Origin of the sequence: Mesorhizobium sp. WSM4310 (assembly GCF_007003935.1) — a bacterium.
Taxonomy (GTDB): domain Bacteria; phylum Pseudomonadota; class Alphaproteobacteria; order Rhizobiales; family Rhizobiaceae; genus Mesorhizobium.
This window is the reverse complement of sequence record NZ_VFTA01000016.1, coordinates 102,586-126,533: the sequence shown is the minus strand read 5'-3', so window position 1 is coordinate 126,533 and position 23,948 is coordinate 102,586. Positions and strand designations below refer to the sequence as shown.

General features: G+C 55.7%; 15 protein-coding genes and 4 pseudogenes. 13 read left to right on the top strand and 6 right to left on the bottom strand.

Annotation, left to right across the window (positions count from 1 at the left end; translation table 11 throughout):
- Positions 1-565 precede the first annotated feature (565 nt).
- Together FJV80_RS18640 and FJV80_RS18635 are read left to right on the top strand one after the other, a co-directional pair.
- The gene (locus tag FJV80_RS18640) at positions 566-2,221 is read left to right on the top strand and encodes an MFS transporter (RefSeq protein ID WP_063169321.1); all 1,656 of its coding nucleotides are present in this window, start codon (positions 566-568) and stop codon (positions 2,219-2,221) included.
- A 269-nt stretch (positions 2,222-2,490) separates the two neighbouring features.
- Positions 2,491-2,877 (top strand): annotated as a pseudogene (locus FJV80_RS18635) (transposase); the annotation flags it as partial.
- Positions 2,878-3,382: 505 nt separating this feature from the next.
- Here the strand turns inward: FJV80_RS18635 and FJV80_RS18630 are convergent.
- Together FJV80_RS18630 and FJV80_RS18625 are read right to left on the bottom strand one after the other, a co-directional pair.
- The gene (locus tag FJV80_RS18630) at positions 3,383-4,600 is read right to left on the bottom strand and encodes a serine hydrolase (protein WP_063169320.1); all 1,218 of its coding nucleotides are present in this window, start codon (positions 4,598-4,600) and stop codon (positions 3,383-3,385) included.
- Positions 4,601-4,954: 354 nt separating this feature from the next.
- Positions 4,955-5,332, bottom strand: a pseudogene (locus FJV80_RS18625) (alanine dehydrogenase); the annotation flags it as partial.
- A 458-nt stretch (positions 5,333-5,790) separates the two neighbouring features.
- On the opposite strand from FJV80_RS18625, the gene FJV80_RS18620 reads away from it, so the two are divergent.
- The 4 genes from FJV80_RS18620 (at position 5,791) to FJV80_RS18605 (ending at position 11,198) form a co-directional block, all read left to right on the top strand.
- Entirely contained in the window at positions 5,791-6,633 is an 843-nt protein-coding gene (locus FJV80_RS18620) for a transporter substrate-binding domain-containing protein (protein ID WP_063169318.1), read from the top strand.
- Between the two features lie 60 nt (positions 6,634-6,693).
- Positions 6,694-7,668 carry an amino acid ABC transporter permease gene (locus tag FJV80_RS18615; protein WP_063170377.1) on the top strand — a complete coding sequence of 325 codons (975 nt, stop codon included), beginning with the start codon at positions 6,694-6,696 and terminating at the stop codon, positions 7,666-7,668.
- Positions 7,669-7,762: 94 nt separating this feature from the next.
- Complete coding sequence (locus FJV80_RS18610; RefSeq protein ID WP_135921822.1) at positions 7,763-8,506, top strand: amino acid ABC transporter ATP-binding protein; 744 nt, start codon at positions 7,763-7,765, stop codon at positions 8,504-8,506.
- Between the two features lie 352 nt (positions 8,507-8,858).
- Positions 8,859-11,198 (top strand): penicillin acylase family protein, encoded by a 2,340-nt coding sequence (locus FJV80_RS18605; protein WP_063170375.1) that lies wholly within the window; start codon positions 8,859-8,861, stop codon positions 11,196-11,198.
- 830 nt (positions 11,199-12,028) lie between these two features.
- Here FJV80_RS18605 and FJV80_RS18600 read toward each other — a convergent pair.
- Both FJV80_RS18600 and FJV80_RS34580 read right to left on the bottom strand, forming a co-directional pair.
- Positions 12,029-13,485, bottom strand: a pseudogene (locus FJV80_RS18600) (MFS transporter).
- 155 nt (positions 13,486-13,640) lie between these two features.
- On the bottom strand, positions 13,641-13,796 hold the full coding sequence (locus FJV80_RS34580) for a hypothetical protein (protein WP_164548527.1): 156 nt from the start codon (positions 13,794-13,796) through the stop codon (positions 13,641-13,643).
- Positions 13,797-14,054: 258 nt separating this feature from the next.
- Here FJV80_RS34580 and FJV80_RS18590 point away from each other — a divergent pair, with 258 nt between their 5' ends.
- Complete coding sequence (locus FJV80_RS18590) at positions 14,055-15,230, top strand: Xaa-Pro peptidase family protein (RefSeq protein WP_063169317.1); 1,176 nt, start codon at positions 14,055-14,057, stop codon at positions 15,228-15,230.
- Between the two features lie 2 nt (positions 15,231-15,232).
- Here the strand turns inward: FJV80_RS18590 and FJV80_RS18585 are convergent.
- Together FJV80_RS18585 and FJV80_RS34575 are read right to left on the bottom strand one after the other, a co-directional pair.
- Positions 15,233-15,864: pseudogene (locus FJV80_RS18585) on the bottom strand (IS5 family transposase).
- A gap of 85 nt (positions 15,865-15,949) precedes the next feature.
- A complete protein-coding gene (locus tag FJV80_RS34575) occupies positions 15,950-16,120 on the bottom strand; it encodes a hypothetical protein (RefSeq protein ID WP_164548526.1) in 171 nt (56 codons plus the stop codon).
- Positions 16,121-16,563: 443 nt separating this feature from the next.
- On the opposite strand from FJV80_RS34575, the gene FJV80_RS18580 reads away from it, so the two are divergent.
- The 6 genes from FJV80_RS18580 to FJV80_RS18555 all read left to right on the top strand — a co-directional run bounded on the left by FJV80_RS18580 (position 16,564) and on the right by FJV80_RS18555 (position 23,556).
- Complete coding sequence (locus FJV80_RS18580; protein WP_063169316.1) at positions 16,564-17,727, top strand: M20 aminoacylase family protein; 1,164 nt, start codon at positions 16,564-16,566, stop codon at positions 17,725-17,727.
- A 62-nt stretch (positions 17,728-17,789) separates the two neighbouring features.
- Entirely contained in the window at positions 17,790-18,896 is a 1,107-nt protein-coding gene (locus FJV80_RS18575; RefSeq protein WP_063169315.1) for an ABC transporter substrate-binding protein, read from the top strand.
- Between the two features lie 190 nt (positions 18,897-19,086).
- Positions 19,087-20,175, top strand: coding sequence for an ABC transporter ATP-binding protein (locus FJV80_RS18570; protein WP_224570037.1), 1,089 nt, complete (start codon positions 19,087-19,089; stop codon positions 20,173-20,175).
- 20 nt (positions 20,176-20,195) lie between these two features.
- The gene (locus FJV80_RS18565; protein ID WP_063169314.1) at positions 20,196-21,974 is read left to right on the top strand and encodes an ABC transporter permease subunit; all 1,779 of its coding nucleotides are present in this window, start codon (positions 20,196-20,198) and stop codon (positions 21,972-21,974) included.
- A gap of 24 nt (positions 21,975-21,998) precedes the next feature.
- Complete coding sequence (locus tag FJV80_RS18560) at positions 21,999-22,241, top strand: hypothetical protein (RefSeq protein WP_127273917.1); 243 nt, start codon at positions 21,999-22,001, stop codon at positions 22,239-22,241.
- Between the two features lie 319 nt (positions 22,242-22,560).
- Positions 22,561-23,556, top strand: a complete 996-nt coding sequence (locus FJV80_RS18555; protein ID WP_063169313.1) for a succinylglutamate desuccinylase/aspartoacylase family protein — start codon at positions 22,561-22,563, stop codon at positions 23,554-23,556.
- The last annotated feature ends 392 nt before the right edge of the window (positions 23,557-23,948 follow it).

The window sequence follows — 23,948 nt, the reverse complement described above, 5'->3', positions numbered from 1 at the left end:
AACTGAACGACTGTTGAGGAAAGCCTTTGCAGGCGCGGCGGGCGCGAGCACCGCGGGGAGCCGCAAAAAGGCACGCGGAGAGCTCTGCTGAGGCTGCAGTCAACTCAGCGTCCTTGGGAGCATATTGAAGTAGTATTTGCCCATCTCTCCCTGTTATGGCGATTTGAGAAGCAAAAAGCCCGTTCAGCGTTTAGCTTGGAGAATGTGCCCACTGCACTGCTCGCCCGCGAATCACCGATATTATGCAGATTTAGGAGCTCGACGCCGATCTCCTGCATTTGTTGGCGAGGATTGCTGGAAGAGTACCCATTCAATGCACTAAAATCCTGGAGTGGTCTGATCCTCATATTGTAAGTGTAGGCTGGCCTGATGCGGCTGGTTCCAAGTCTTCACAAAGGTTCCAACTACGCCTCCTCCCAAGGCGCATCGGCCCGGCAGCGAGTTCAATCTCCTGCCGGGCGTTGTAACTATTTGCGCACATTGGCCGATTCGGACCTTCAACGGGTTGGGCGGCTGCTGGCTGTCGGAGCAATGTAAAACTGGCTCATAGGCAAGAGTTAGATTGATGAGCAGTCTTGCGGACCAAGTCGCCGATCCAAATTCGCCAGGAGCATTTGCGCCCCTCAGAAATCCGAGCTTTCGTTCAATCTGGTTCGCCACGCAGGTCAGCTCGCTCGGCTGGTTGATGCAGACTGTTGCCATCAGCTGGCTGATGGCTACGATTTCGACTTCCGATCTGATGGTCGCGCTGGTTCAGGCTTCTTCAAACCTGCCAGCGTTCATCTTATCCGTCTTCGCCGGGGCCTTGGCTGATAATTTCAGCCGGCGCCGGGTCATGTTCGCCGGCCGGTGCCTTATGGTATTGGCATCTGCGATGCTGACGGCTTTTGTGGTGCTGGGCTTTGTCGATCCGTGGATGATCCTCGGCTTCAGCTTCTTGATCGCATGCGGCGGCGCTCTCCACGATCCAGCCTGGCAGGCCTCGGTTGGCGATATGGTGAACCGACGCGACGTTCCCGCCGCCGTCACGCTCCTCTCCGTTGGCTTCAACACTGTTCGGACCGTAGGCCCGGCGCTCGGTGGCATAGTAGTTGCCTCTTTTGGGCTGATGACGGCTTTCGCCGTAACCAGTCTTACCTATCTGGTCCCTTTGGTAACCATATGGCGCTGCAAGTGGATGGTTCGCTCATCACCTCTCCCACGTGAGTCGATGAGGACGGCGATCTATGACGGGCTACGCTTCACGGCGATGTCGTCGGAGATTAAGACGGCGATCACTCGCGGAACCCTCTTTGGTCTGGCGAGCATCGCCATTCTCGCGCTGCTGCCGCTGGTTGTCCGCGACCAGCTGGGAGGCGGACCGCTCGCCTATGGCACGCTCATGGCCGGATTCGGGACAGGCGCCGTCTTCGCCGGCATCTCGAACAGCGTGTTCAGACGGAGCTTGTCACAAGAGCGGCTGATGACGCTCGCATGCGTCGCCTGCGCGGCATGCTCCCTTTCGCTTGCGCTGACTTCTTCGATTGCAGTGGCGGCAATTGCACTCGCCATGGGTGGCGCGGGCTGGGTCACCGCCTGGTCCGGGGTCGGCGTGACCGTGCAACTGGCAAGCCCGCGCTGGGTCGTGGGGCGCACCATCTCGATTTACTATGCATTGATCGATGGCGGCATCGCAGCGGGCAGTTGGGTGTGGGGCACGGTGGCCCAGAACCATTCACTGACCTTGGCACTGGAGGGCTCCGCTGGAGCCCTTCTGCTGGTCGCCGCCACGGGCCTCCTGTTTCCCCTTCGCGAGCGCCGCGAATCCGATCCAGATGCTTTGGAGGACTTCGACGCACCGGCAGTCGCCCTCAATCTCAAGCCAAGAAGCGGTCCCATCGTGGTCAAAGTCGAGTACCTAGTGCCCGAGGAAAATCGCGAAGCATTCCTGGAACTCATGCGGGCGCGCCGGCATGTGCACAGTCGCGTCGGCGCTCGTCATTGGACTCTCCAGCGCAACCTTCAGGAGCCTATGCAATGGATAGAGACATTCCGCACGCCGACCTGGACCGACTACCTTCGCCTGAACCATCGTCTCACGGAAGCAGACAAGGAATTGGGTAAACAAGTGCTGAAATTGCATGCAGGACAGCTTCCGCCTAAAATCATGCTTTTTATCGAGCGACCAACAAGCTCGGCCCTAAAGTCCGATGAATCAGCACGTTATTTTCTCCGACACTGACTCTTCGAGGTTAACCCCTTGTATCTGCACGCAGAGGACTTTGTGCGATGGAAGCGACTGAGCCTCGAACCGGATGGCCATCCGGTTCGAAGCAAGGCGAAGTCCCCCGACACCCCTCCGGCCACAACCGTGGGTGAGCCTGGGATCTTCGCCTTCGTCACGTACGACCGAATAGTCGCTTGGCTCCAATCGCACGCACAAGGCAGGTTACCGTGAACAAGACTATCTGTGGAGTGGATGTTTCGAAAGACTGGCTCGATACCCATGTCGTGCCGAGCGGAGCGGCGGGCCGCTTTCGCAACGATGCGGCAGGCATAGCCGAGCTTGCTGCCTGGTGTTAGGTCAATGGTGTCGAGCTCGTCGTCATGGAGGCCAGTGGCGGCTACGAACGGCTTCCCTTCCTGCTGTCGTGGGAGTTGGGAGTAGCCTGCGGCATGGCCAATGCGAGGAGCGTACGCTGATTCGCCGAGGCGATGGGCTTCCTGGAGAAGACCGACAGGATCGACGCCGCCGTCATCGCCCGCTATAGCGAGGTCAAACGGCTGCAGCCGACGCTGCCGCCGAGCGCGGCCCAGCAGCGGCTCAAGGCGCTGGTCGCCCGGCTTTCCCAGGTAACCGCCGATCTCACCGTCCAGAAGCAGCGCAAGAGCGCTGCCACTGATGCCGATACCATTGCCTGCGTATTCCGATGAAGCCGGCCACCGATTCCGATTTGAAGCCGGCCAGTCATTCCGATTTCATTCCGGCCAGCATTCCGATTTGAAGGCGGCCATTTTTCGGTCTGATCCTGGGTCTCGTTGATGTTTGGGTTGGGTTTTGTTTCAGGTCAAGCTGACGGATAAGCCCGAAAGCGGCACCATGCAAGAATACAATAGGTCCACCGGTTCCATTCTCGCAATACAAAGTCGCGACGGCCCCAATCAATATGCAATGTTCGGTGATCATTGTTTCCTCAGCAAAAGCGAGCCAGATCGGTCTGCATTATGCATATGGGAAGCGAGGCTTCTGGTATTTACTTCATAAGCGTAGCAGCGTCTACAGGCCTTTTGCGCCAATTGCCCCCTAGCCGAACGCAGGAATTCGGCGTAGGCGCCCCAGTTCTTCAACCGCGAATTTGCAGGAAATTCCTAAACAAGCGCGGTGACCGTCTAGTGCATCAAGTTACGCGCGGAGCATCCTCCCCAATGCCTGCATCTGCGGCCTTCTAATCCGATCAATGTGGTCGCAAGCGGGGTGCGACCCGAAGCGCGCAATCACCATCTCCGCCTTTGGCGCTATGTACAGGTTCTGGCCGTAAAGGCCCCGACCTTCAATAGCATCAAGCTCGTCGTGTGATACCCACCATTGGCTTCGGTATGTATAGCCGAATGGGAGGTCCGGCTTGGCGGGGTGGTCGAGATCTTGAAGGTCGTAGACAACACTCGCGGGAACCAGTTGCTTGCCATTACACGAGCCTTCACATCGCATCAGCTCGCCGAAACGCGCCAAGTCGCGCAACGTCACATTGAGTCCGCTATGCGCCCTCGGCATACCGTTTGTCGGGTCGATCTCGACATAGGCGTCTTCTTCGCAGCCCAGTGGCAACCATAAGCGCTCCTCCAACAGTTGTGCGAACGACCGGCCCGTTGCGCGCGACATAACCCAAGCCATAACATTGGTATCGACGCCTTTGTAGACAAATTTGCCGTGCGCCCCTTCCTTTCGTATGGTACGCAGGTATTCGCATCTATATGACTTGTCTACACTTGTGTAATCTTCAGTAAAAGCAACGTTAGTTTGCATGTCCATGACTTGGCGGAGCGTTGCATCTTCCCACCCTGTACCTCGTAATTCCGGCACAAACTGCGATATTGTCTTCCTGTCGTCGAGAATGCCCTCATGCACCAACGCCGCGGCTAGGGTGCCCGCATACGATTTGGTGATTGACTGACACGAATGTTGTACGTGCGGCGCGAGTGCGCCGAAGTATCGTTCGTATATGATCCGCCCCCGATGCAGGACCAAAATGCCGTCGGTGTAGGTGTCGAATAGCGCCTCCTCGAACCGGTTGGTGCGGTCGTCCATGTCGACGAACGTGAGCCCATCGATTTCGGTAGACCTGTTGCTGCACTCAAGCTGCGACGGTCCGCCCCGCCCTCGCCACACTTGGACTGTGGGCCGCAGCTCACGCATATGCGATAGCGACCAGCGAAGCTGAGGAAAGGTCCAAACAGTTTCATTCTCGAATGTTACACGCTTGTCTGGCGGCGGCGGCGCACCGCGCATCCAGCCAAATTCGCGAGGATCCGATGCACGGCCGTCCAGGTATTGCTGTCCGTCGAATTCGAGTACGCTCTCCGACGCGTTACCGACGGTTTGCCGTTGTTTGAATTCTGTCATACATGGGATCCAATTTCATGCCTAGGCGCCCCCGGCGCCAGCTGGCTATCGAGAGTTGCGACCCAACCTCGGGAGTTCGGACTGGACTAAATCACAACATGTTATGATCATAGCAGCGGCAGGCGCGCATTCTATGCGAAATGTCCTCGACAACGCAGCAAATCAGCGTTGTATTGCGGCCGGCGCATACTTGCGGCCCCGCTCTCGCGTGGCAAGTAGGACCTAACTTGCCGAACGCTTCCAGCTACAAGAGGCATGAGCCATCATGCGCAGTATGCCGAGTACATCTCGATTAAACCGGGTCCGAACGGGTTGACAATTGTAACGCGTCTCCGCTGTCCGAGCTACGATGAGTCAAAAATTCTCTGGTCTATCAACGATGTTGACCCAGAGGGATACGTGCGAACTCGCAAGGCAAGAAATCGCGAAATGGCATGGGCGACTCTGCATGTTGGCGACGCGATAGTGGATAACGCCGTCGCCTTCGTAGGTGGGCTCGGCTTGAGTCGTCGCATGCGACGTCTCGAAGCAACCGCCCTGGTCAATAGCGACGTCGACCAGCTCCGAGCCCTTCTTCATGCCGGACATCATTTCGCGGGTGACGAGCTTTGGCGCGGCAGCACCGGCGATCAGCACGGCCCCGACCACGATGTCGGCAGAGAAGCATTCTTCCTCGAGCGCCCCGACGGTTGAGTAGCGGGTGCGCACACGGCCGGCGAAGAGGTCGTCGAGATTAGGGAGGTCGAGATTAGGGAGGTCGAGATTAGGGAGAGAGAGGGGCTTGGACCGCAGTTCCCACGTGACCAGAGTCAGCCCTGCAAGGTGTAATTCAACGCGCCAGTCCAGTTTAGATCCTTCCAAACAAGACGTCTTGTGGCGATGCAATCTGCAGCCTTCGGAGTCCAGCGAGTTGGCGAGTTCGCCGACCTCTCTGAGGCCAGGGTATCCGTGCTTTGTGAAATCGCCAGAGCGATCCGGCGAAAGCCAAGGGTAGTTCGCAGGAAACCTGCATCATCGAACTCGATTTCGCTGAATGCCAACAATGCAGAGCGATAAGGTGTCGTTCGTTAAATGACGGACCGGGATGGGTCCAATCAGCAGGGAGCAATGGCGCACCGCTAAGACACTCCTCTCGGTGGCGACGAAGGTAGCTTTCAAGAAAATAAGAACGAGAAAAAAGGGAACTATAGATGAACAATCATGTAACGACGGTCGTAGTTGCAGTCTCCATGGCGGTTGCGTCGATGTCTTTGTCAGCCAAGGCTTGCGCCGGCGAAGTCCTTGATCGTGTGCTCGCGGCACAGACATTGACGGTAGCGGTCGGGTCCGACTGGGGAGCCTTGTCTCACTTGAACGACCAACATGAACTCGACGGTGATGATGTAGAGGTCGCGAAGGGCATTGCGGACTACTTGGGCGTGAAGATCAAATTCGTGACCCCGGGCTGGGATATCATTCAGGCAGGCCAGTGGGGGGGGCGTTGGGACATGGCCATGGGTCAAATGACGCCGACCAACGATCGCGCCAAAAAATTCGCCTTCCCGGCCATGTACTTCTACGAAGGCGAAGTCGCTGTCGTTCACAAGGATAGCAAAGCGACGAAGCCTTCCGACCTGGAGGGCAAGATCGTCGGCGTCCGAGCGGGAACTCTTGGCGATTTGTATGCCAATCACAAGCTCACACCGGCATGGATCGGCGCTAAGCCAATACAATATCAATTTACAGCGGGCCAAGTGAAGGCTTATCCAAGTGCTAACTCTCTTACGCTTGACGACCTGCGCCTCGGCGATGGTGTTCGTCTCGATGGCGTCATTACTGAAGGAACGACGGCGGCTGCGGCAATCAAATCTGGCTATCCATTGAAGGTTATTGGCGATCCCTTATTCTACGCCCCGGGCGCTGTCACAATCGAGCGTGGCGATAAGGAGTTTATCGACAAGGTCGCTGCCGCGGTCAAGAAGATGAAGGATGACGGCACTCTTGCTAAACTCTCGGTCAAGTGGTTCGGGGGGGATTTCAGCGTCGATAAATAACATGACACAATCGTGGGCGTCCCCTTCCCGGGGGCGCCTCTTCTTAGGAAGAAAATGCTTATGCTTTACCACGATACAGTTGAATCTGAGGTGCTCGTCCACAAGCCATGGTTTATCGGCTGCATATTTGCAATTGTGCTCGCGGTTTTTCTTATCTTCAACGTAGCGGGCACCACGATGGGCGAACTCCTACGGCCCGTGATTGGCGATCACGCACAAGTGAAGTTTTACAGTCGCATTGCGATCGCTTTTGTAATTGCCGCAATGTTCTGCCTCAACCTCGTGCTGATTGGTTTTGTCCCGCTCAAAATCCAAATCGGGATCGTATGGTTTGAGTTGGTGCTACTGTTCCTTTCGCTCTTCGCGGCATTTGACTTAAGCATGCCATTTATTTGGGCAAACCTGCCATTTCTAATTACGCAGGGGGTAGTTACTACAGTTTACGTATCAGCGATGTCACTGCTATTTGCGTCGGCTATCGCAATAATCGGCGCGATTGCGAAACTGTCAAGCAACGGCATGGCTTACGCGATAGTCAGCTTCTACACTTCATGCTTCCGGGGTCTGCCGCTTCTCATGCAGGTTTATCTGATCTACATGGGCTTGCCCCAGGTAGGTTACGTTATTAATGCCGTGCCTGCAGGCGTGTTGGCGCTTTCGCTATGCAGTGGTGCCTACATGACGGAGATCTTCCGTTCGGGCATAGCCAGCATCGATCGCGGCCAGTGGGAGGCATCCCGGTCATTAGGTTTCGGCTTTGCGCTCACAATGCGCAGAATCATTCTGCCGCAAGCGCTTCCGGTTATCATTCCCCCGATGGGAAACACGTTCATCTCAATGCTCAAAGACAGCTCTCTCGTTTCGGTTCTTGGCGTTTGGGAGCTGACGTATCTAGCTCACTCACTCGGCCAGCCAACCTTCCATACTATGGAGATGCTAGTAACAGCGGCAATGATTTATTGGATTTTATCCGCCTGCCTGGAACTGGTCCAATCCCGGATCGAGGACCATTTTGCCAGAAGTAAGAAGCGATGATCGTGAATTCATTGGTCAAGCTAAAAAAGACGTCTAAGTTGGTTCGGCCATTTTCAAGGCACTTACAGATGCGCCAATGAACAAGAGAGATGCAATATTGAGCGACGAAGTCATCGAAGCTAAGAATGTATCCAAATGGTATGGTGCCTTCAGAGCACTAACTGACATCAACCTAACCGTCCGCAAGGGCGAACGTATCGTCATCTGTGGGCCCTCAGGCTCGGGAAAGTCGACGCTGATCCGTTGCGTCAATCGGCTCGAAGCGCACCAGGATGGCGAGATTACCGTCACTGGGATTAGGTTACATAACAAAATGCGCAACGTAGCTGAAGTTCGCAAAAGCGTCGGCATGGTTTTTCAGCACTTTAATCTTTTCCCGCACATGACCGTGCTGATGAACTGTATGGCGGCGCCGATGTGGATAAAGGGCGTTCCAGAGGGTGAGGCTAGAAAGATCGCGCTTAAATTCCTAGAGCGCGTGCGCATTCCCGAACAGGCGAACAAATATCCGGCTCAGCTCTCCGGGGGACAGCAGCAGCGCGTCGCAATTGCCCGGTCCCTCTGTATGGAGCCTGCAGTCATGCTCTTCGATGAGCCGACCTCCTCGCTCGATCCAGAGATGGTCGCTGAAGTGCTCGAGACTGTGACCGGACTCGCACGCGACGGCATGACCATGGTATGCGTCACCCACGAGATGGGCTTTGCGCGCGCCGTGGCCGATCGAGTAATCTTCATGGATCGAGGTGAGATCGTCGAAGAGGGTACACCGCACGACTTCTTCAGAAACCCGCAGCACGAAAGAACGAAATTGTTTCTCAGCCAGATCTTGTCGCATTGAGGGAGCCATCCTTCAACGAGGCCGTTCGACCGAGTTACTGTGTATCGAATGCGTTGCCTCAGGCCAGCGAGACAACATGTGCGGATATTGTATTCGTACGTATTGGCTGACATACATCAGAGCGTTCTCGGCAAGCGCCTCGTTCCCGGAAGCGCGAGAGTAGGATCCCGCTGAGCTTGTGCGCAGCCCACCGTGCCAGTTCGCGTCCAGGCGCGCTGAGGATTGGCTCGCCACACATGATCAGGTTGCAAGAGTGCGGCCTCAACCCTCTGCCCGCAACCGACCACAATCTGCAGACGTCGTCCTCTGGCAGATTCCCGACCATCTTTGGGTGAACCAAACGGATCAACACATGTTAAAGAACATAACCTTCGACCGCCACAGCTCCGACAAGCTTAAGAGTGAGGTCACGATCGACATTGATAAATGGGGGGTTCCTCATATCAAGGCTCAGAACTTGCACGACCTATTTTTCGCGCAGGGTTGGAATGCAGCTCGAGACCGCCTCTGGCAAATTGATATTGCGCGCAAACGAGGTCTCGGTCTCCTGTCACGAGACTTTGGCCCCGGATATTTGGAGCAGGATCGGGCGGCGCGTCTCTTTTTATTTCGCGGAGCCATGAGTGCAGAATGGCAGGCGTACGGCCCGGATTCCGAAGAGATATGCTCAGCGTTTGCCGAGGGGATCAATTCCTACGTAGACAGTTGCCATGACGGTTTGATTGCCTTGCCACCCGAGTTTGGCCTCCTCGGTCACACTCCCGACTATTGGAAACCCGAAGACGTCGTTCGCGTGCGAACGCACTCACTAACCCGAAATGCGATTTCGGAGCTTCTGCGCTGCAGGGTGATGGCATTGGCAGGTGTGGAACGAGGTACCCGCCTCGACAGGTTGAGACAAGAATTGTCACCTCCGATAGCGCCACGACCAGCGGAGGGCCTTGACCTCGCCTTTATGACAGATCGAGTACTGCAGGATTTTCGCTTGGCAATCTGTCCCGTCTCATTCTCGAGGGAAAGACTTGCAGCAAGTCTTCAGGAAGCTGACCGTTGGACCCGCGTAACACCGAGTGATGAGATCATGCAGACGGTGTTCCAAGAGGGCTCAAACAACTGGGCCATATCCGCAACAAAAACCACAACGGAGCGACCAATCCTTGCTCTAGACCCGCATCGCAAGCACGTCCTTCCGTCCATCAGGTATCTTGTACACCTGAGTATGCCCGGGCTCGATGTAATTGGCGCTGGAGAGCCTATGATCCCAGGAATCTCCATGGGTCACAACGGGACAGCCGCCTTTGGTCTGACTATTTTCGGCGCTGACCAAGAAGATATTTATGTTTACGAAACCAAGAGTGAGGGAAATAAATACTTATATAAAGGGGCCTGGGAGCAGGTGAAGACTATACACGAGAAAATTCCAGTTCGCGCCCACACCGACCAGGAGGTAAAGCTTCAGTTCACACGCCATGGACCCATTTTAAACCAAAATGCTGAAAAAGACCGCGCCTTCGCACTGAGAACCGTATGGATGGATCCCGGCATGGCACCTTACATGGCCAGCTTGGCCGTAATGCGCTCTAAGACATTTTCAGAATACACCTCCAGTCTAGCAAACTGGGGTTGTCCTTCAGTTAATCACATCTATGCGGACACGTCGAATGTAATTGCGTGGAAACCGTCAGGTGCGGCTCCGGTCCGAAGAAATTGGGACGGCCTGCTTCCGGTTCCAGGAGACGGTCGGTTCGAATGGGAAGGGTATTTGTCACCGGACGATGGGCCGTTCGAGATGAACCCCGCCAAAGGTTTTGTCGCCACTGCCAACGCAATGAATGTTCCGGAGGAATGGAGTAGATCGCATCCTGCTTTTGGCTACGAGTGGTCTGACAGCAGCAGACATGATACCCTTCATACAACTCTCTCACGATCAGAGAAGATCTCGTTGCGGGACTGCATGTCGCTGCAATGTTCGGTGTATTCGCCGATAGCAGTTCGTATTCTTGCGAAACTAGACACTCTTCTCGGTTCGGTTGCAAACATGCCTGCGTTGCACTTATTTTCTAACTGGGACCGGCATTTGGATGCGAGTTCGCCAGCCGCCGCGTTCTTTGAGATTTGGCTTAGCAAACACCTTGGCCCGACAGTAGCTCGCTTAGAAAGCGCTGACGATGAAGTGTTGGCACTGCTCGTGCCTTTACAGCCTTCGGCCATAGCCTCTTGGCTCGAACAGGCAGAGCCTAGTGAAAAGTTGAAGCATTCCATAATGGAATCCCTAACTTCTGCCTGGAGTGAATGCATATGTCGATTTGGCGACGATTCTGCCTCATGGGCATGGGGCAGTATACATAAGCTTGATTTGCGCCACCCTCTGCAGGCACTGACGTCTGAACAATGGTCGTTGGGCGCCATAGCCCTCGGCGGAAGTAGCTCAACGCTCAATTTTTCGAGTTACCGAAGCGGCCAATTCTCTGTTTCAGAAGGACCGTCAGTGCGGATAATCATGGACGTTGGGTCATGGGATGACAGTCTCTTTATTAACAATCCAGGTCAGTCGGGTGTTCCGATCTCAAGTCATTATCGTGACCTCAATCACGATTGGCAACGGGGCGAATACAAGCCCTTGTTATATTCAGAGGAGTCCATACGGAGGGAGCTCGAACATAGGGTCGTCCTGTCTCCCGCTGACTGTTGAGGATGCGACAGTATAGGCCGCTTACCATTGTAGCAGGAACATATCGGTCGAACTCACCTGGCGGCAAGGTGAGGATCGACACTTTAGCGCCCGCCGGCCGACTTTGATATTGACAGCGGAACGCCCGGCCGGAATCTGGATGCGCTTGTGGGGCAATGATCCCGCTGGTGTGCGGCGACCACCCCTGATCGTCACGAGCAGGGCCGTCGCGGCCTCCAATAATGTTGCAGGAGACTTAGAAGCGGGATGTCCCGCATTGGCAATTGCTCTGCCTTGGGGCCATAGGGAAGAGGGGTAAGGTGCTGGCCCGACCACCGGAGAGCGCGTCTGTTACTACAAGGCTCGATCGCGGCCGCATCACGGCCCTCGGCGGCTGCCGATAACGCGCGCTTCGGGCGCTACCAGTACGCATTGGCGATAATCGCATCTGCTGTAGGAGAGCACTTGATTCGAGACTGACAGTGCGACGGTCAACAGGGTTCGCTATCATTGTCGAGCCGAGTTCAAGAATGGACACATACCTCAGGGAGGACCTTTCAGGGGGCAGACCATTGTCTGTCTCCTCATCCGAGAAACAAGCTAACCTCGCAGAGAGTGGCATCAGGGCAACACGTCATTGTCCTTCGATGCGACTGAATATCGACGACTTCAACGCGGCTTGCCGCCTTCGCGTATAGCCGCAGGACCTTGAATGCCGGGAACCAGCCGAGAAATGTTGGCGGTGGGTGAGCGCCTTTCATTTTTCAAGTCCGCTACATTCTGTCTGTCATATACCCGAAGGCGGCGATGCTTGTTGCCCGCCCGATGTGGTTAGCAGTTGACGTGCCTTCTTATGTATCTTCATTCAGCCTGCGGTGGCACGCTGGCCGTTTCGTTGAATGGCGGGGGAAAAAAGGCGTTGATGACTCAGGCTTGCGTGGAGCACTCGTGGGGCGCTCGATTGACAATGTTATTCGTGGAGAATGCTTTCCTTTGTGGAGGAGGATGATTCTCTCGTCCAGTTCCTTGTCGGCCTCGGTAAGGCGATGATTCAGGCGAAGGTAGTCGGTCCAGGTCGGCGTACGGAATGTCTCCGTCCATAGCACAGGCTCCTGAAGGTTGCGCTGGAGAGTCCAGTGCCGAGCACCAACGCGACTCTGTACATGCCGGCACCCGCGCATGGCGAGGAATTCTTCTAGATTTTCCACGAGTATGAGGTACTCGACTTTGACCACGATGGGGCCGCTTCTCGGCTTGAGACTGAGGGCGACTGCCGGCGCGTCGAATTCCTCCAAAGGGTCGGGCTCGGCCTCGCGACCCTCGCGAAGGGGAAACAGGACGCCGCTCGCAATGGAAGAGGCAGTGCCAGAAAAAGGGAGCACGCCGCACAGGCGACGCATGCCAGCGTCATTAGTTGCTCTTCTGACAAGCTCCGTCTTAATAGGCTGTTGGCGACGCCAGCCATGACGGCGCCTGTGCCGAAGCCGGCGATGATGGTGCCATAGGCGAGCGGTCCTTCGCCCAGCTGATCGCGGACAACCAATGGCAGCAGTGCGAGTATGGCGATGCCCGACAGGCCAAAGAAGGTTCCGCGGGCGATCGCCGTCTTGATTTCCGATGACATCGCTGTGAAGCGCAGCCTGTCATAGATGGCCGTCCTCATTGACTCACGTGGGAGAAGTGAGGAGCGAACCTTCCATTTGCATCGCCATATGGTGACCAAAGGGATCATATAGGTGAGTGTAAACATAGCGAAAGCCGTCATAAGTCCGAACGACGCAATCATGATGCCGCGAGCGCCGGTCCCACGGTCCGTGCAGTGTTGAAGCCAATGGAGAGGAGGGTGACGGCAGCGGGAACTTCGCGTCGGTCCACAATATCGCCAACAGAAGCCTGCCAGGCGGTATCGTTGAGCGCGGCACCACTTGCGATCAAGAAGCTGAAGCCGAAGATCATCCACGGGGCGATAAAGCCCAGCACCACTGAAGCCGTAGCATCGCGGATGCTATTACCATTAGGCATCGGCCGGCGAACATGACTCTTCGACGGCTGAAGTTGTCGGCGAGAACCCCTAGCGAAAATGGACAAAATGAAAGCGGGCAGGTTAGACGAAGCCTGCTCGAGCGCAACCATCAGATCGGAGGTCGGAACCGTTGCCATTAGCCAGCTGATAGCAACGGTCTGCATCAGCCAGCCAAGGGAAGAGACTTGAGAGGCTAAACCAGATTGAGCGAAATGTCGTATTCCTGAGCGGCGCAAACGTCTTCGGCGAAACTACATCCGCATCTGCGCCCGCCGCTTTGCTCATTGCTCCGACCGATTCGGTTCCGCCAAGCTTAACCACTTCGCGCGACACGATCCTCTTACACGTCGGATGCGCCAAATGCAGTCTTTGTATTAGTGTCATCTGGTAGCGAGATGCGGAGGTGGCGGCGGAGAGCCGTCGCTGGTGTCGCAGCGGCCTTACATCAGTGCAAACATGCTGTTGCGTGGCGCCGGCACAGTTCCCCCGGCGTCGGCGGCTTCGCCGGCAAGAATGCGAAGGCGCGCCGACTCGCTGCCAAGCTCAAGGTCGTCAGCATGGTTCTTCTGGCCGAGGCTGACGAGCTTGCCGAGCAACTCGGCGCCTTTGTCGGCGATCCTCTGGCGAGAACAAAGCTGTCGGAGACCAGCGTTGCCTGCATTGAGCGGCCGATGAAGGCACTATGCGCATCTCGCTGCGAGATGCAGCCGATATAAAAACAGCATTTGACGCTAGCCGCCAGGAAAGGGGATTGTCACCCCGCATGAGCCGGCGAAGCTTTTGTTCAATTTCGAACATGGACGCGATCGCGCGTTTTGCGCAACCAAACCACGACACACTGATTGAGGTGAGATATGGCGACGACACGCTCCGCAATTCCTCTGACTGGTGTACCGTTTCCGATATCAGAGTATGAGCGCCGGCAAAACAATGTGCTGGATGCGGTTGCTACGGCAGGCTTGGACGCAATCGTAGTAACGGCGCACGGCCACTTGAAGTATCTCAGCGGCTACGATGGGAGCGGTGGATATTTCGCGCCTTTCCCTCTTATTCTGATGCCGGGTCGGGTCCCGATATTTGTTGTCCGAGAATATGACGAGCAGGCAGTACGTTCATATAGCTGCATCGAGGAAATTGAAACCTATACACATCAGCCTGATTTTGGCAGGGTCTGCGCCGATGTATTGCGTCGACTCGGACTGGACAATAAGCGAGTCGGTTTCGAGCTTGGCTGCTGGAATCTCGCGCCCGCCGACGTGCGCGCAGTCCAAGACCAGCTCCCGGATCTGAAGATTACTGACGTCACCCGACTGGTCTCGTCAGTGTCAGCAGTGAAAGGAGAACTTGAGTTGGCGTGTATGCGCGATGCTGTTCGACTCACTGACGTGGCAATTCGAACCTTTCAGCAATCGCTTCGTCCCGGCATTACGGAGATCGAAATGGCAGCGGCCCTAGCTGCGGCGGTAACAAACGACCCCAGCAACGCCGCTGGGGATATCGGGCTTGCGCCGGGTACCATTTTGTTTGGAGAGCGAGTGAAGTTGCCCCATGCGCCAGCGACCCATCATCCTCTCAGCAACAACGAACCTGCCTTTCTGGAGATAGGGGCTTCGAAACACGGGTATACAGTGGGAATGGTTCGATGCGCAGTCCTTGGCAAACATCCCGAAACCGAATCTTTGCACGGCTTGGCTGAAGAGGTCATTGCGGCCCTTGTCTCCTCGATTCGACCAGGTGCTACGCCGGCGGACGTTCACGCTGCTGGGGGCGAGGTGTTGAAGCGATCTGGACGCAAGGGCGTCTTCCGCCAACGAACAGGATACCAAACTGGCATCAATTGGACTGAGCGCGGCGACCTAAGCCTGGAGCCCGATGTAAATGAACCACTCCGAGCTGGCATGACCCTGCACATGCCAAACATTTTGTGCAGCGAAAGTGGCTACCTATTTGGTGCCGGCGCACACGTGCTCGTGACAGAGCGCGGCGCGGAACTCCTGAGCGAAATCCCGCCAACACTTTATCGGGCGTGATGCTAGGCGGCGTGGACAAATTTGAGCCAGTATCTGGCGGTGGCTAGGTAGACCATTCCGAGGAAGCTATTGGCCAATTGATCGTAGCGGGTGGCAATGGCCCGGTTGATTTTGAGGTGGCCGAACATGCGCTCGATTCGGTTCCGCTGCTTGTAGAGCGCCCGGTCATACTCGATCTTCACGCGGCGGTTTGATCGGCCGGGTATGACGGGTTTAATCTTCCGCTCGGCGAGATCGGCGCGAATGGTATCGGCATCGTAGCCCTTGTCCGCAAGGAAGGCGTCCGGTGCACGAGTCCCCCTTTTCCGCCCGCTGCCGAGACATGGGCGCGAACTGTGGTGCTGTCGATGCTGTAGTGGCCGCTGTCCGCCATGACCTCGGCGAGCATTACCGCCACGGTCTCCCAGACCCCGGCCTCGCTCCAGCGTCGGAACCGACGATAGATGGTGTTCCAACTGCCGTATTTGGGCGGGACATCCCGCCATGGAGCGCCGCAGCGGAGCCGCCAGAGAATGCCGTTGATGATCGAACGATTCTGCTTGGGAGGTCTACCTCGGCCGCGTTTGTCAGGGTCGATGGGCAGCAAGCCCTTGAGAACACGCCATTCTGCTTCGGTGAGATCGCCCCTGCTCAAACCTGCCTCCAAAAAGCAGCCTTGAATCAATCCTCTTGGGCTACGTCAATCGCATCGACGTCCGAAATTCCGTAAGGCGGATATACTATTCCGCCAAGGTGATGGACAGTTCGAGAGGGCTGTCGCTATCCGCGAAAAATCGGCTGCCATCCTCAAACTCGATCACCACCTCTCCATCGCGGTGGCGCATGACACGGCGAACAACCTTGCCAATCAGCATCGACGTAGCTCGTTCGCTCTCTTCTTCCAGTGTCATTCCCAATGCTAACAACCCGATCGCAGGAAAGCGACCCTGCTAACATCGAATTTGTCCACGCCGCCTAGGGTCTGCGGTTTGCGGATTGAGTGGCAAAGCGCATGCAGTCCTGGAAAGTAGGTCGTGGGAGGGGGAGGAGTGTCGCGATGGTGACAGCTCTTCCTACTCAGACCTTTGCCATTGGCCGTTGCCAGCAGAGCCAGAGTTTATGATTGCCAGCACTTCGCAGCTGGTCCTCTAAGGCCGAAGCTTATCCATTTGAGGGCAAACGGCTTGTTATCGGGTCGCAGTCGCCGGCGCCAACACCGAGGCCTGAACGCGGGGCTATCTCGGTTCTAGATGGTTACGATATCCAAACTGCATTTGACGAAAACACCGGTGGCATCGATCATTAATTACGCACCGGCGCCTGATCCAAATTACTCAAATGCGGGAACGTGCCTATGGTTGGCGTTGACAGGTTCAAGGAGATCGAGATCGAAGCGATGACTTGGCGCCGGTACCTGCACGAGAATCCGGAGCTTGACTATCGGGTGAATGACACAGCGGCATTTGTGGCGGAAAAGCTGGCTTCCTTCGGGATTAACCACATCGAGTGCAGGATAGCTGAAACCGGCGTGGTTGCGTTGATCCAAGGTCAACTCGGAGATGGGCCCACTATCGGGTTGCGGGCCGACATGGACGCTCTGCCTATACTCGAAGCTTCAGGCAAACCTTGGACGTCGAAAAGGTCCGGACAGATGCACGCGTGTGGTCACGACGGGCATACTGCAATGCTCCTTGGCGCCGCGAAATACCTCGCCGCGACCCGGAACTTCAAAGGGTCCGTTGCCCTGATCTTCCAACCTGCCGAGGAAGATGGCCGCGGCGGCCAAAGAATGGTCCAGGAGGGGATCATGGACCGTTTCGGGATATCTCAGGTCTTTGGCATGCACAATTGGCCAGGCATGGAGGTTGGTGCGTTCGGCATTTGCGAAGGTTCGATTTTTGCCGCGCTCGACGAGTTCGATATTGTGGTCAAAGGCAGAGGGGGTCACGCGGCCGCTCCCCATCTGACAATTGACCCCGTCGTTGTTGCAGCTCAGATCATTTTAGGCTTGCAGACACTAGTCTCACGCAACACGGACCCCACCGAGTCCCTGGTGATCTCCGTCACAAAGCTGAACGCCGGACAAGCTTACAACATCATTCCCGAACGCGCGGAGATTGCCGGAACAGTCAGGACACTGTCACCGATTTTGCGCGACTTCGCTGAAAAACAGATTGAGGCGTGCGCGGAAAATATTGCACGCGCTTCCGGGGCGAAGGTCGAGTTTCAGCATCGCCGCCTGGAGCCCCTCACTGTCAATCATCCCGATCAAACGCGTCGGGCAACAGAGGTGGCGCGTGCTCTGGTCGGCCATTCATCGGTGAACCCCAAAGTCAAACCTAGTTTGGGGTCAGAGGACTTCGCGTACATGCTAGAGGCGCGGCCGGGGGCATGTATACTGCTTGGAAATGGATCGACTGCTGCTCTCCATAATCCAACCTACGACTTTAACGATGAAGCACTGCCATACGGCATTGGATACTGGGTCAACTTGGCCGAGGCTGCTCTAGCACCATGACATTGTCCAAGCAAAACAACCTTGGCTAATCAAGGCTGAGATCACAAGAAGAGGGTAACGACATGAAATACGAAATAAATCGCCGACGATTGCTGCAGGCGACATCGACCGCCATGGCGGCTGGCGCTCTGTCTTCAATTGCGGGCCGCGTTGCGGCCCAAACACCCAACCAGATCAACGTAGTGCTAGGCGGCGGCGATTGGGGAAAGGCTAACATTGAGGCTTACGCTAAGCCATTTGAAGCTGAGACCGGTATCAAGGTCAACCCAATCACCGACGACATGGGTATGGGACAGGTCGAGTTGATGGTAAAATCGGGCAATGTCACGGTAGATGTCGGGGCGCTTACGCAAGGGTCCGGCTTGGTCGCAGCTAAGAAAGGAATTCTTGAAGAAATTGATTACTCCTTGTTCAGGAAAGAAGAGCTAGACGGAATTTATGAATTTGCCAAGCAACCGTTTGGCGTGGCAAATTTGATTTACTCATATAATATGGTATATAGCACAGACGTATTCCCAGCTGATAAACCCCGGCCGACAAACTGGGCTGAATTCTGGGATGCTGATAAGTTTCCCGGCGTTCGCACCTTGGTGTCCGGCCAGTTTGGTTCAGAAGGACCCTGGGAAGAGGCCCTGTTAGCGGACGGTGTATCTCCCGATAAGCTCTACCCGATGGATATCGACCGGGTGTTTGCCAGTTTGGACAAAATAAAGCCGCACATCCGTAAGTGGTGGAGCAGCGGATCAGAGATTCAACAGATGTTGCATGATAAGGTCGTTGACATCGCTCAATCGTATGACGGAAGAGCTCTACTGTTGATCGATCAGGGCGCCGCGACGGAGATCAATCGAAACCAGGCGAAGCTGCAGTGGGATTATTGGGTCATTCCAAAGGGTTCACCCAACGCGAAGGCTGCGCAGAAGTTTATCGAATTCGCCACTCGCGCGGAACGTCAGGCAGCATTTTGCCAATTGTTTCCTGAGGGACCAAGCAACGGCAATGCGTTCAAACTTCTTCCCGAGAAAGTTGCGCGCAAGCTCCCTACCCACCCAGATTACATCAAGAGCAGCGTTTCCATCAACGGCAAATGGTACAATGAGGTAGGCCCCAGCGGTGTTTCCAACACTGAGATGCTTATCCAGCGGTGGAATGAGTGGATCCTGCAGTAGGGTTGGTTGAAGTGCGAAAGTCCGGTCGGGGTAACTCCATACCGGGCTAAAGTCGAAACTGATGCTGAAAATGTGACGGGGAGCGGGGTAGCCCACTAGCCTCTCCGCTCACGGCATCGGGTACGACGGCAGAAGGTACGGCAAATGCCTGCTAATGCACGCCAGCGATGGTGGAGGAGCCACAGTGAACATGCACGCAATGAATACCGCCCCCCGTTCGGAAGTTGACGCTGCAGATGTGAACCAATCGGTGCCACAAATTCAGTTCAGCAGTGTTACCAAGATGTACGGGAGTGTTCCGGCGGTCAGGGATCTGTCGCTGACCGTGCGTCGCGGCGAGTTCTTGACGATTCTCGGCCCGAGCGGCTCGGGTAAGACCACTACCCTGATGCTCTTGGCCGGCTTTGAGGCCCCGAGTTCGGGTGATATTATGATCGCCGGCCATTCAGTGGCTTCGGTCCCGTCCTACCGGCGCGATCAAGGAATTGTGTTCCAGAGCTATGCGCTGTTCCCGCATCTCACAGTGGCTCGAAACCTGGAATTCCCTCTCGAAATGCGGGGCATGGCTCCCGATCAGAGGAAGGTTCGGGTAGCCCGTATGCTTGAGCGCGTGCATCTAGGGGAATTCGGCGGTCGCATGCCATCCCAATTGAGTGGCGGTCAGCAGCAGCGCGTGGCGCTAGCCCGCGCGCTGATTGCCGATCCACCCTTCCTATTACTTGATGAACCGCTTGGCGCACTCGACCGTAACCTGCGTGAGCAGATGCAGATCGAGATGAAGAGCTTGCACAAGGAGTTCGGTATCACGACGGTGTGCGTTACGCATGACCAGGAGGAGGCGCTTACTCTGTCAGACCGGATTGTTGTAATGCGCGCAGGACGTGTCGAGCAAATCGATACACCAGAGGCCCTCTATGATCGGCCATCATCGTGCTTTGTCGCTAAATTTCTGGGTGAGGCGAACATTCTCGAGGATGCCTTGTTGCTGGCCAGAGGGGGCAACGCGCCGCAAATCGGCACCGTTGCGATGATAAGGCCAGAGCGCATCAGTGTACTTCCGAAGACTGCGGAGTGGGCTCAAACGGACCAGCGGCAATATGTTGCCGGTGCGGTCGACGATATGATTTTTGCCGGCCCTCTGCGAAAATACCATGTTCGCGTTGGCAACAATGTTCTCATCGTCCGGGAACATGTCGCGGCAGACCAACCTGTTTTCCAGCCAGGCGAGGAGGTTTGCCTCACGTGGCTGCGGTCAGACATTCGCTTCGTTTCGCCATAAGCGATTGATAAGGGATATCCATGAAGCTTTTGCGCAGAATGGCCAAGGTGCCACTTGGGTTAACCGCGCCCGCGTTCGCGCTTTTGCTTGTGGTTTTCGGTGCCCCTATAACCTTGCTTTTCCTAAGCAGTGTCAATGCCCCCGATTTCTCGTTCCAATACTACGGAGCGTTTTTCGCCCAGCCAGCTAATGTGCGGGTGCTCTTTCAAACGATAGAAATAAGTCTGGTCGCAACTGCCATCTGCTTAATCGTAGGCTATCCAACCGCGTATCTGATCGTCACGGCATCCAAGACTCTGCGCATGACGCTCATCGCTCTCGTGATCATCCCCTATTTGACCAGTGGGCTGGCGCGTACCTACGCATGGATTGTTATTCTTGGGGATCGCGGGGTCATCAACAACATCTTGCTGGACGTCGGATTGATCGATCGACCTCTGCAACTCATCTATAACCGAACCGCGGTCTATATTGGCATGGTCCACATCATGCTGCCGATGATGATACTTCCCTTGGTTAGTGCGATGATGGGGATCGATCGGTCCTTGATGGCTGCTGCACGCAGTATGGGAGCGGGACCTTTCACCGCTTTCAGGCGTGTATTTCTCCCCCTTAGCATTCCAGGCGCACGGAGTGGCTCGCTCCTAGTTTTTGTGTTCTGCCTAGGATTCTATATCACGCCGGCGGCACTTGGGGGATTGCGCGATGCCATGCTTTCAACCTTCATTGCGGCCGAGGTGAATAGCTCGTTCGATATTCCGCGCATTGCCGCTGCGTCCTTCATCCTTCTCGGGTTTGCCATTGTGGTGCTTTCCATGGTCGGGCTTGACCTCTCCGGCAAACAAGAGCAAAGCCAAACTCGAGCTCCGAAGGGCTCGATGTCCCGACTACCCATTGTTCTTGTTATCAAACGAAACTTCAGCGAAATTCTGCGTCCCTATCGTGTCAAACGGTGGACGGGACGGCGCTACGTGCCTGGGGCGGAAAGGCGATGGCCTAAAGTCGTCGCGATCGTTTTTATCGTTTTGGTGATGGCCTTTCTTTTATTCCCAGGGATAATCGTTGTCATCATGTCGTTCAGTTCCGGGGCATTTTTGCAATTTCCGCCTTCGGGCCTGTCGCTTCAATGGTATCGCTCGTTTTTCGGCGATGCATCTTGGAGCGGAGCAGCTTGGACCAGCGTCGAGATTGGTGTCGAGGTAGCTGTTATTTCTACTCTATTGGGAACACTTGCTGCTTTCGGATTGAGCCGAATAAGCGCAAGACTTCGCGGCGTGCTGACAATGATCATAATCACGCCTATCACCTTTCCAGTTATCGTGGTCGGTATCGCGACTTATCTGGGTCTCATCCAGATTGGTCTAATCGGCACAAAGGGTGGTATCGCCCTCGCTCACAGTATCGGCGCTGTTGGAATTGTGGTGGTGATCGTTTCTGCGACGTTGGCCAACTTCGATCGGACGTTAGAGCAGGCGGCCAAGAGTATGCGTGCCGGACCACTGCAAACGTTTTTTCGCGTAACACTGCCGTTAATCAGGCCGGGAGTGATCGGCGGCGCCATGTTCGCATTCCTCCAGTCATTCGATGAAGCGGTCATAACGTCTTTGGTCGGCGGTCTGTCGGTGCGGACGTTGCCCTTGAAGATGCTGGAGAATATCCGCCACCAAATCGACCCGACGATTGCTGCAGTCGCTTCTCTTTTGATGCTTCTGCCTTTAATCTGGATGCTTGTCCTCTATGCCGTCTGGTGGCGTTCTCGACCGAGCATGCAGCGAACATTACAGGAAGCCGCTGCCTAACTGGCGTGGCAGATCCACTTCCTGATGATGCGTCCGACCTATTCCTACGGACTGGCGACAAGCATCTGTTCGGGGCTTCAACGGGCGGATAAAATGGCCACCTGGTCCAAAACGGAAACCAGTAAAGCTCTTGCAATTATCATCTGGCACATGCGGATCAAGGATTCGGACTATGTCTGGGATCGGCCGGCCTTGCTCGCCAGCAAGCTCAGACCTGCCGATCCTCTTGCTGCGCGCCAGGATGGAATTCGAGGTCAACGGCGCTGACCGGATCGCACAGATCCTTCGCCCGTCTGAACAACGAACAGCTAGCCAACGTCAACCGGCTGATCGCGCGATTTCTGAAATCGGCTACCCACCGCGACTTTGACCTTCCTCCTCCCTTAGTGCACCGGGATCAAGGTGACGAACCAAGGGACAGGTCAGCAGAGCGAGCCCTGGTCATCTGAAAACGCGATGGTGCCGTCTCGGACATTATATTGGCGAAGTGGTGACCGCGTGTGCATAGTTCCAGGCGAAAAAAATAGCCGTGTACAAGACCATATGCCCGGTCAAAGTCGCCAGATCACCCGCAATAGGTTAAGCAATGAACGAAGCACCACATCTTACGTTTGATCTCGATGCGCATGGCGTGAGCAGAGGACACCTCGTTGTGCCGGGAGGCGCCGACCATGAAGAGTTCTCGCTTCCGGTTTTTAGTCTTAATAAGGGCGATGGACCGCGCCTTCTTATCACCGGTGGGAATCATGGCAATGAAATGGAGGGGCCATTAGTCGCGCGGCGGCTTATCGAGTGGCTGCCACAAGCGCAAACCAGTGGTAGGATCATCGTGCTGCCAGTGCTTAATCCATTGGCAGTTCAAGCATGGAGCCGCAATACTCCGCTTGATGGTTTGAATCTGAACCGCGTGTTTCCGGGCCGTGCCGACGGGTCTGTTACGGAACGAATCGCGGATGCGGTTTCACGCGTATTGTTGCCAAATGCCGACATCGTTTTCGATCTGCACAGCTTCGGCCCAACGTGGGATTTTCCCCCGGCGGTCATCACGCATCCAATTGCTGATGCGGATCTCATGGCTAAGACGCTCGCAATGGCAGCGGCATTTAAGCTGCCCGTAACATTGCTCTGGCAACATGACGACACGGCTGGGATGTTCGACAGTTGGGCACATAGCCTAGGGAAGGTATTCGTTTGCGCGGAATTCGGCGGTGGTACGGTTAGCGCAGAAGCTCTAGCGATTTATGAAGCTGGAGTTCGCAACGCGCTCGTTATGCTTGGACTCGTCGAAGGAAAAGTCGAGGACGTGTCTTTCCGTAACAAAAGGTCCAGTCAGACCCTTGAGACGCTGATATCAGACGAGTTGAAATCGCCCGCGCAGGGTATCTTCGAACCTCGCTGCTCTGTGTTGGATGAAGTGAGGTCGGGAGATCTTATAGGTATCCTACACTCTATGGATTCTGTTTCCGCTCCGTCCATTGACATCCGAGCGCCTGGGCCATCAATCGTCCTAGCCATAGGATCGGGCGCGCATGTCGACCGCAATGAAGGGGTAGCCATCCTTGCGCGGCCGCTGCATAACTAGAGGTACAGATTAGCCGCGCCTTGGCCAGCTGTAGTAACTCCGGTATGAAGGCACTGGCCTCGACTGGAGCTTATAGGCCAGCTCCTCGGATCGATCAGCGGCTGATCCTGTCTTCCAAAATCATGCCAAAAAGATTGCTTGATCCTTGATCGCTTGGTTTATACTAACCATGGTTGAAAGTGGCGGTCCGAGATGGGAGCTGGCCGGACGGATTGATCGCCTAGCTTCTGTTATGGAAGCAGGGGCGACGATCCGGCGCACCGCGACCAAGAGGGGAGGCGGACGGTGCCGTCCCCGCTGACGCCCGTAAAACAACTTTATCGTATCTTAAAACGAGATGGGCACGTTCGGGGCTTTATATTGGCAAAACCGATTCCGAACGGGGCATAACT

Bases quoted from the DNA above. Each gene is read 5' to 3' on its own strand.
- FJV80_RS18640 (WP_063169321.1), top strand. From the start codon at position 566: ATGAGCAGTCTTGCGGACCAAGTCGCCGATCCAAATTCGCCAGGAGCA.
- FJV80_RS18630 (WP_063169320.1), bottom strand. From the start codon at position 4,600: ATGACAGAATTCAAACAACGGCAAACCGTCGGTAACGCGTCGGAGAGC.
- FJV80_RS18620 (WP_063169318.1), top strand. From the start codon at position 5,791: ATGAACAATCATGTAACGACGGTCGTAGTTGCAGTCTCCATGGCGGTT.
- FJV80_RS18615 (WP_063170377.1), top strand. From the start codon at position 6,694: ATGCTTTACCACGATACAGTTGAATCTGAGGTGCTCGTCCACAAGCCA.
- FJV80_RS18605 (WP_063170375.1), top strand. From the start codon at position 8,859: ATGTTAAAGAACATAACCTTCGACCGCCACAGCTCCGACAAGCTTAAG.
- FJV80_RS18590 (WP_063169317.1), top strand. From the start codon at position 14,055: ATGGCGACGACACGCTCCGCAATTCCTCTGACTGGTGTACCGTTTCCG.
- FJV80_RS34575 (WP_164548526.1), bottom strand. From the start codon at position 16,120: ATGACACTGGAAGAAGAGAGCGAACGAGCTACGTCGATGCTGATTGGC.
- FJV80_RS18580 (WP_063169316.1), top strand. From the start codon at position 16,564: ATGGTTGGCGTTGACAGGTTCAAGGAGATCGAGATCGAAGCGATGACT.
- FJV80_RS18575 (WP_063169315.1), top strand. From the start codon at position 17,790: ATGAAATACGAAATAAATCGCCGACGATTGCTGCAGGCGACATCGACC.
- FJV80_RS18570 (WP_224570037.1), top strand. From the start codon at position 19,087: ATGCACGCAATGAATACCGCCCCCCGTTCGGAAGTTGACGCTGCAGAT.
- FJV80_RS18565 (WP_063169314.1), top strand. From the start codon at position 20,196: ATGAAGCTTTTGCGCAGAATGGCCAAGGTGCCACTTGGGTTAACCGCG.
- FJV80_RS18560 (WP_127273917.1), top strand. From the start codon at position 21,999: ATGATGCGTCCGACCTATTCCTACGGACTGGCGACAAGCATCTGTTCG.
- FJV80_RS18555 (WP_063169313.1), top strand. From the start codon at position 22,561: ATGAACGAAGCACCACATCTTACGTTTGATCTCGATGCGCATGGCGTG.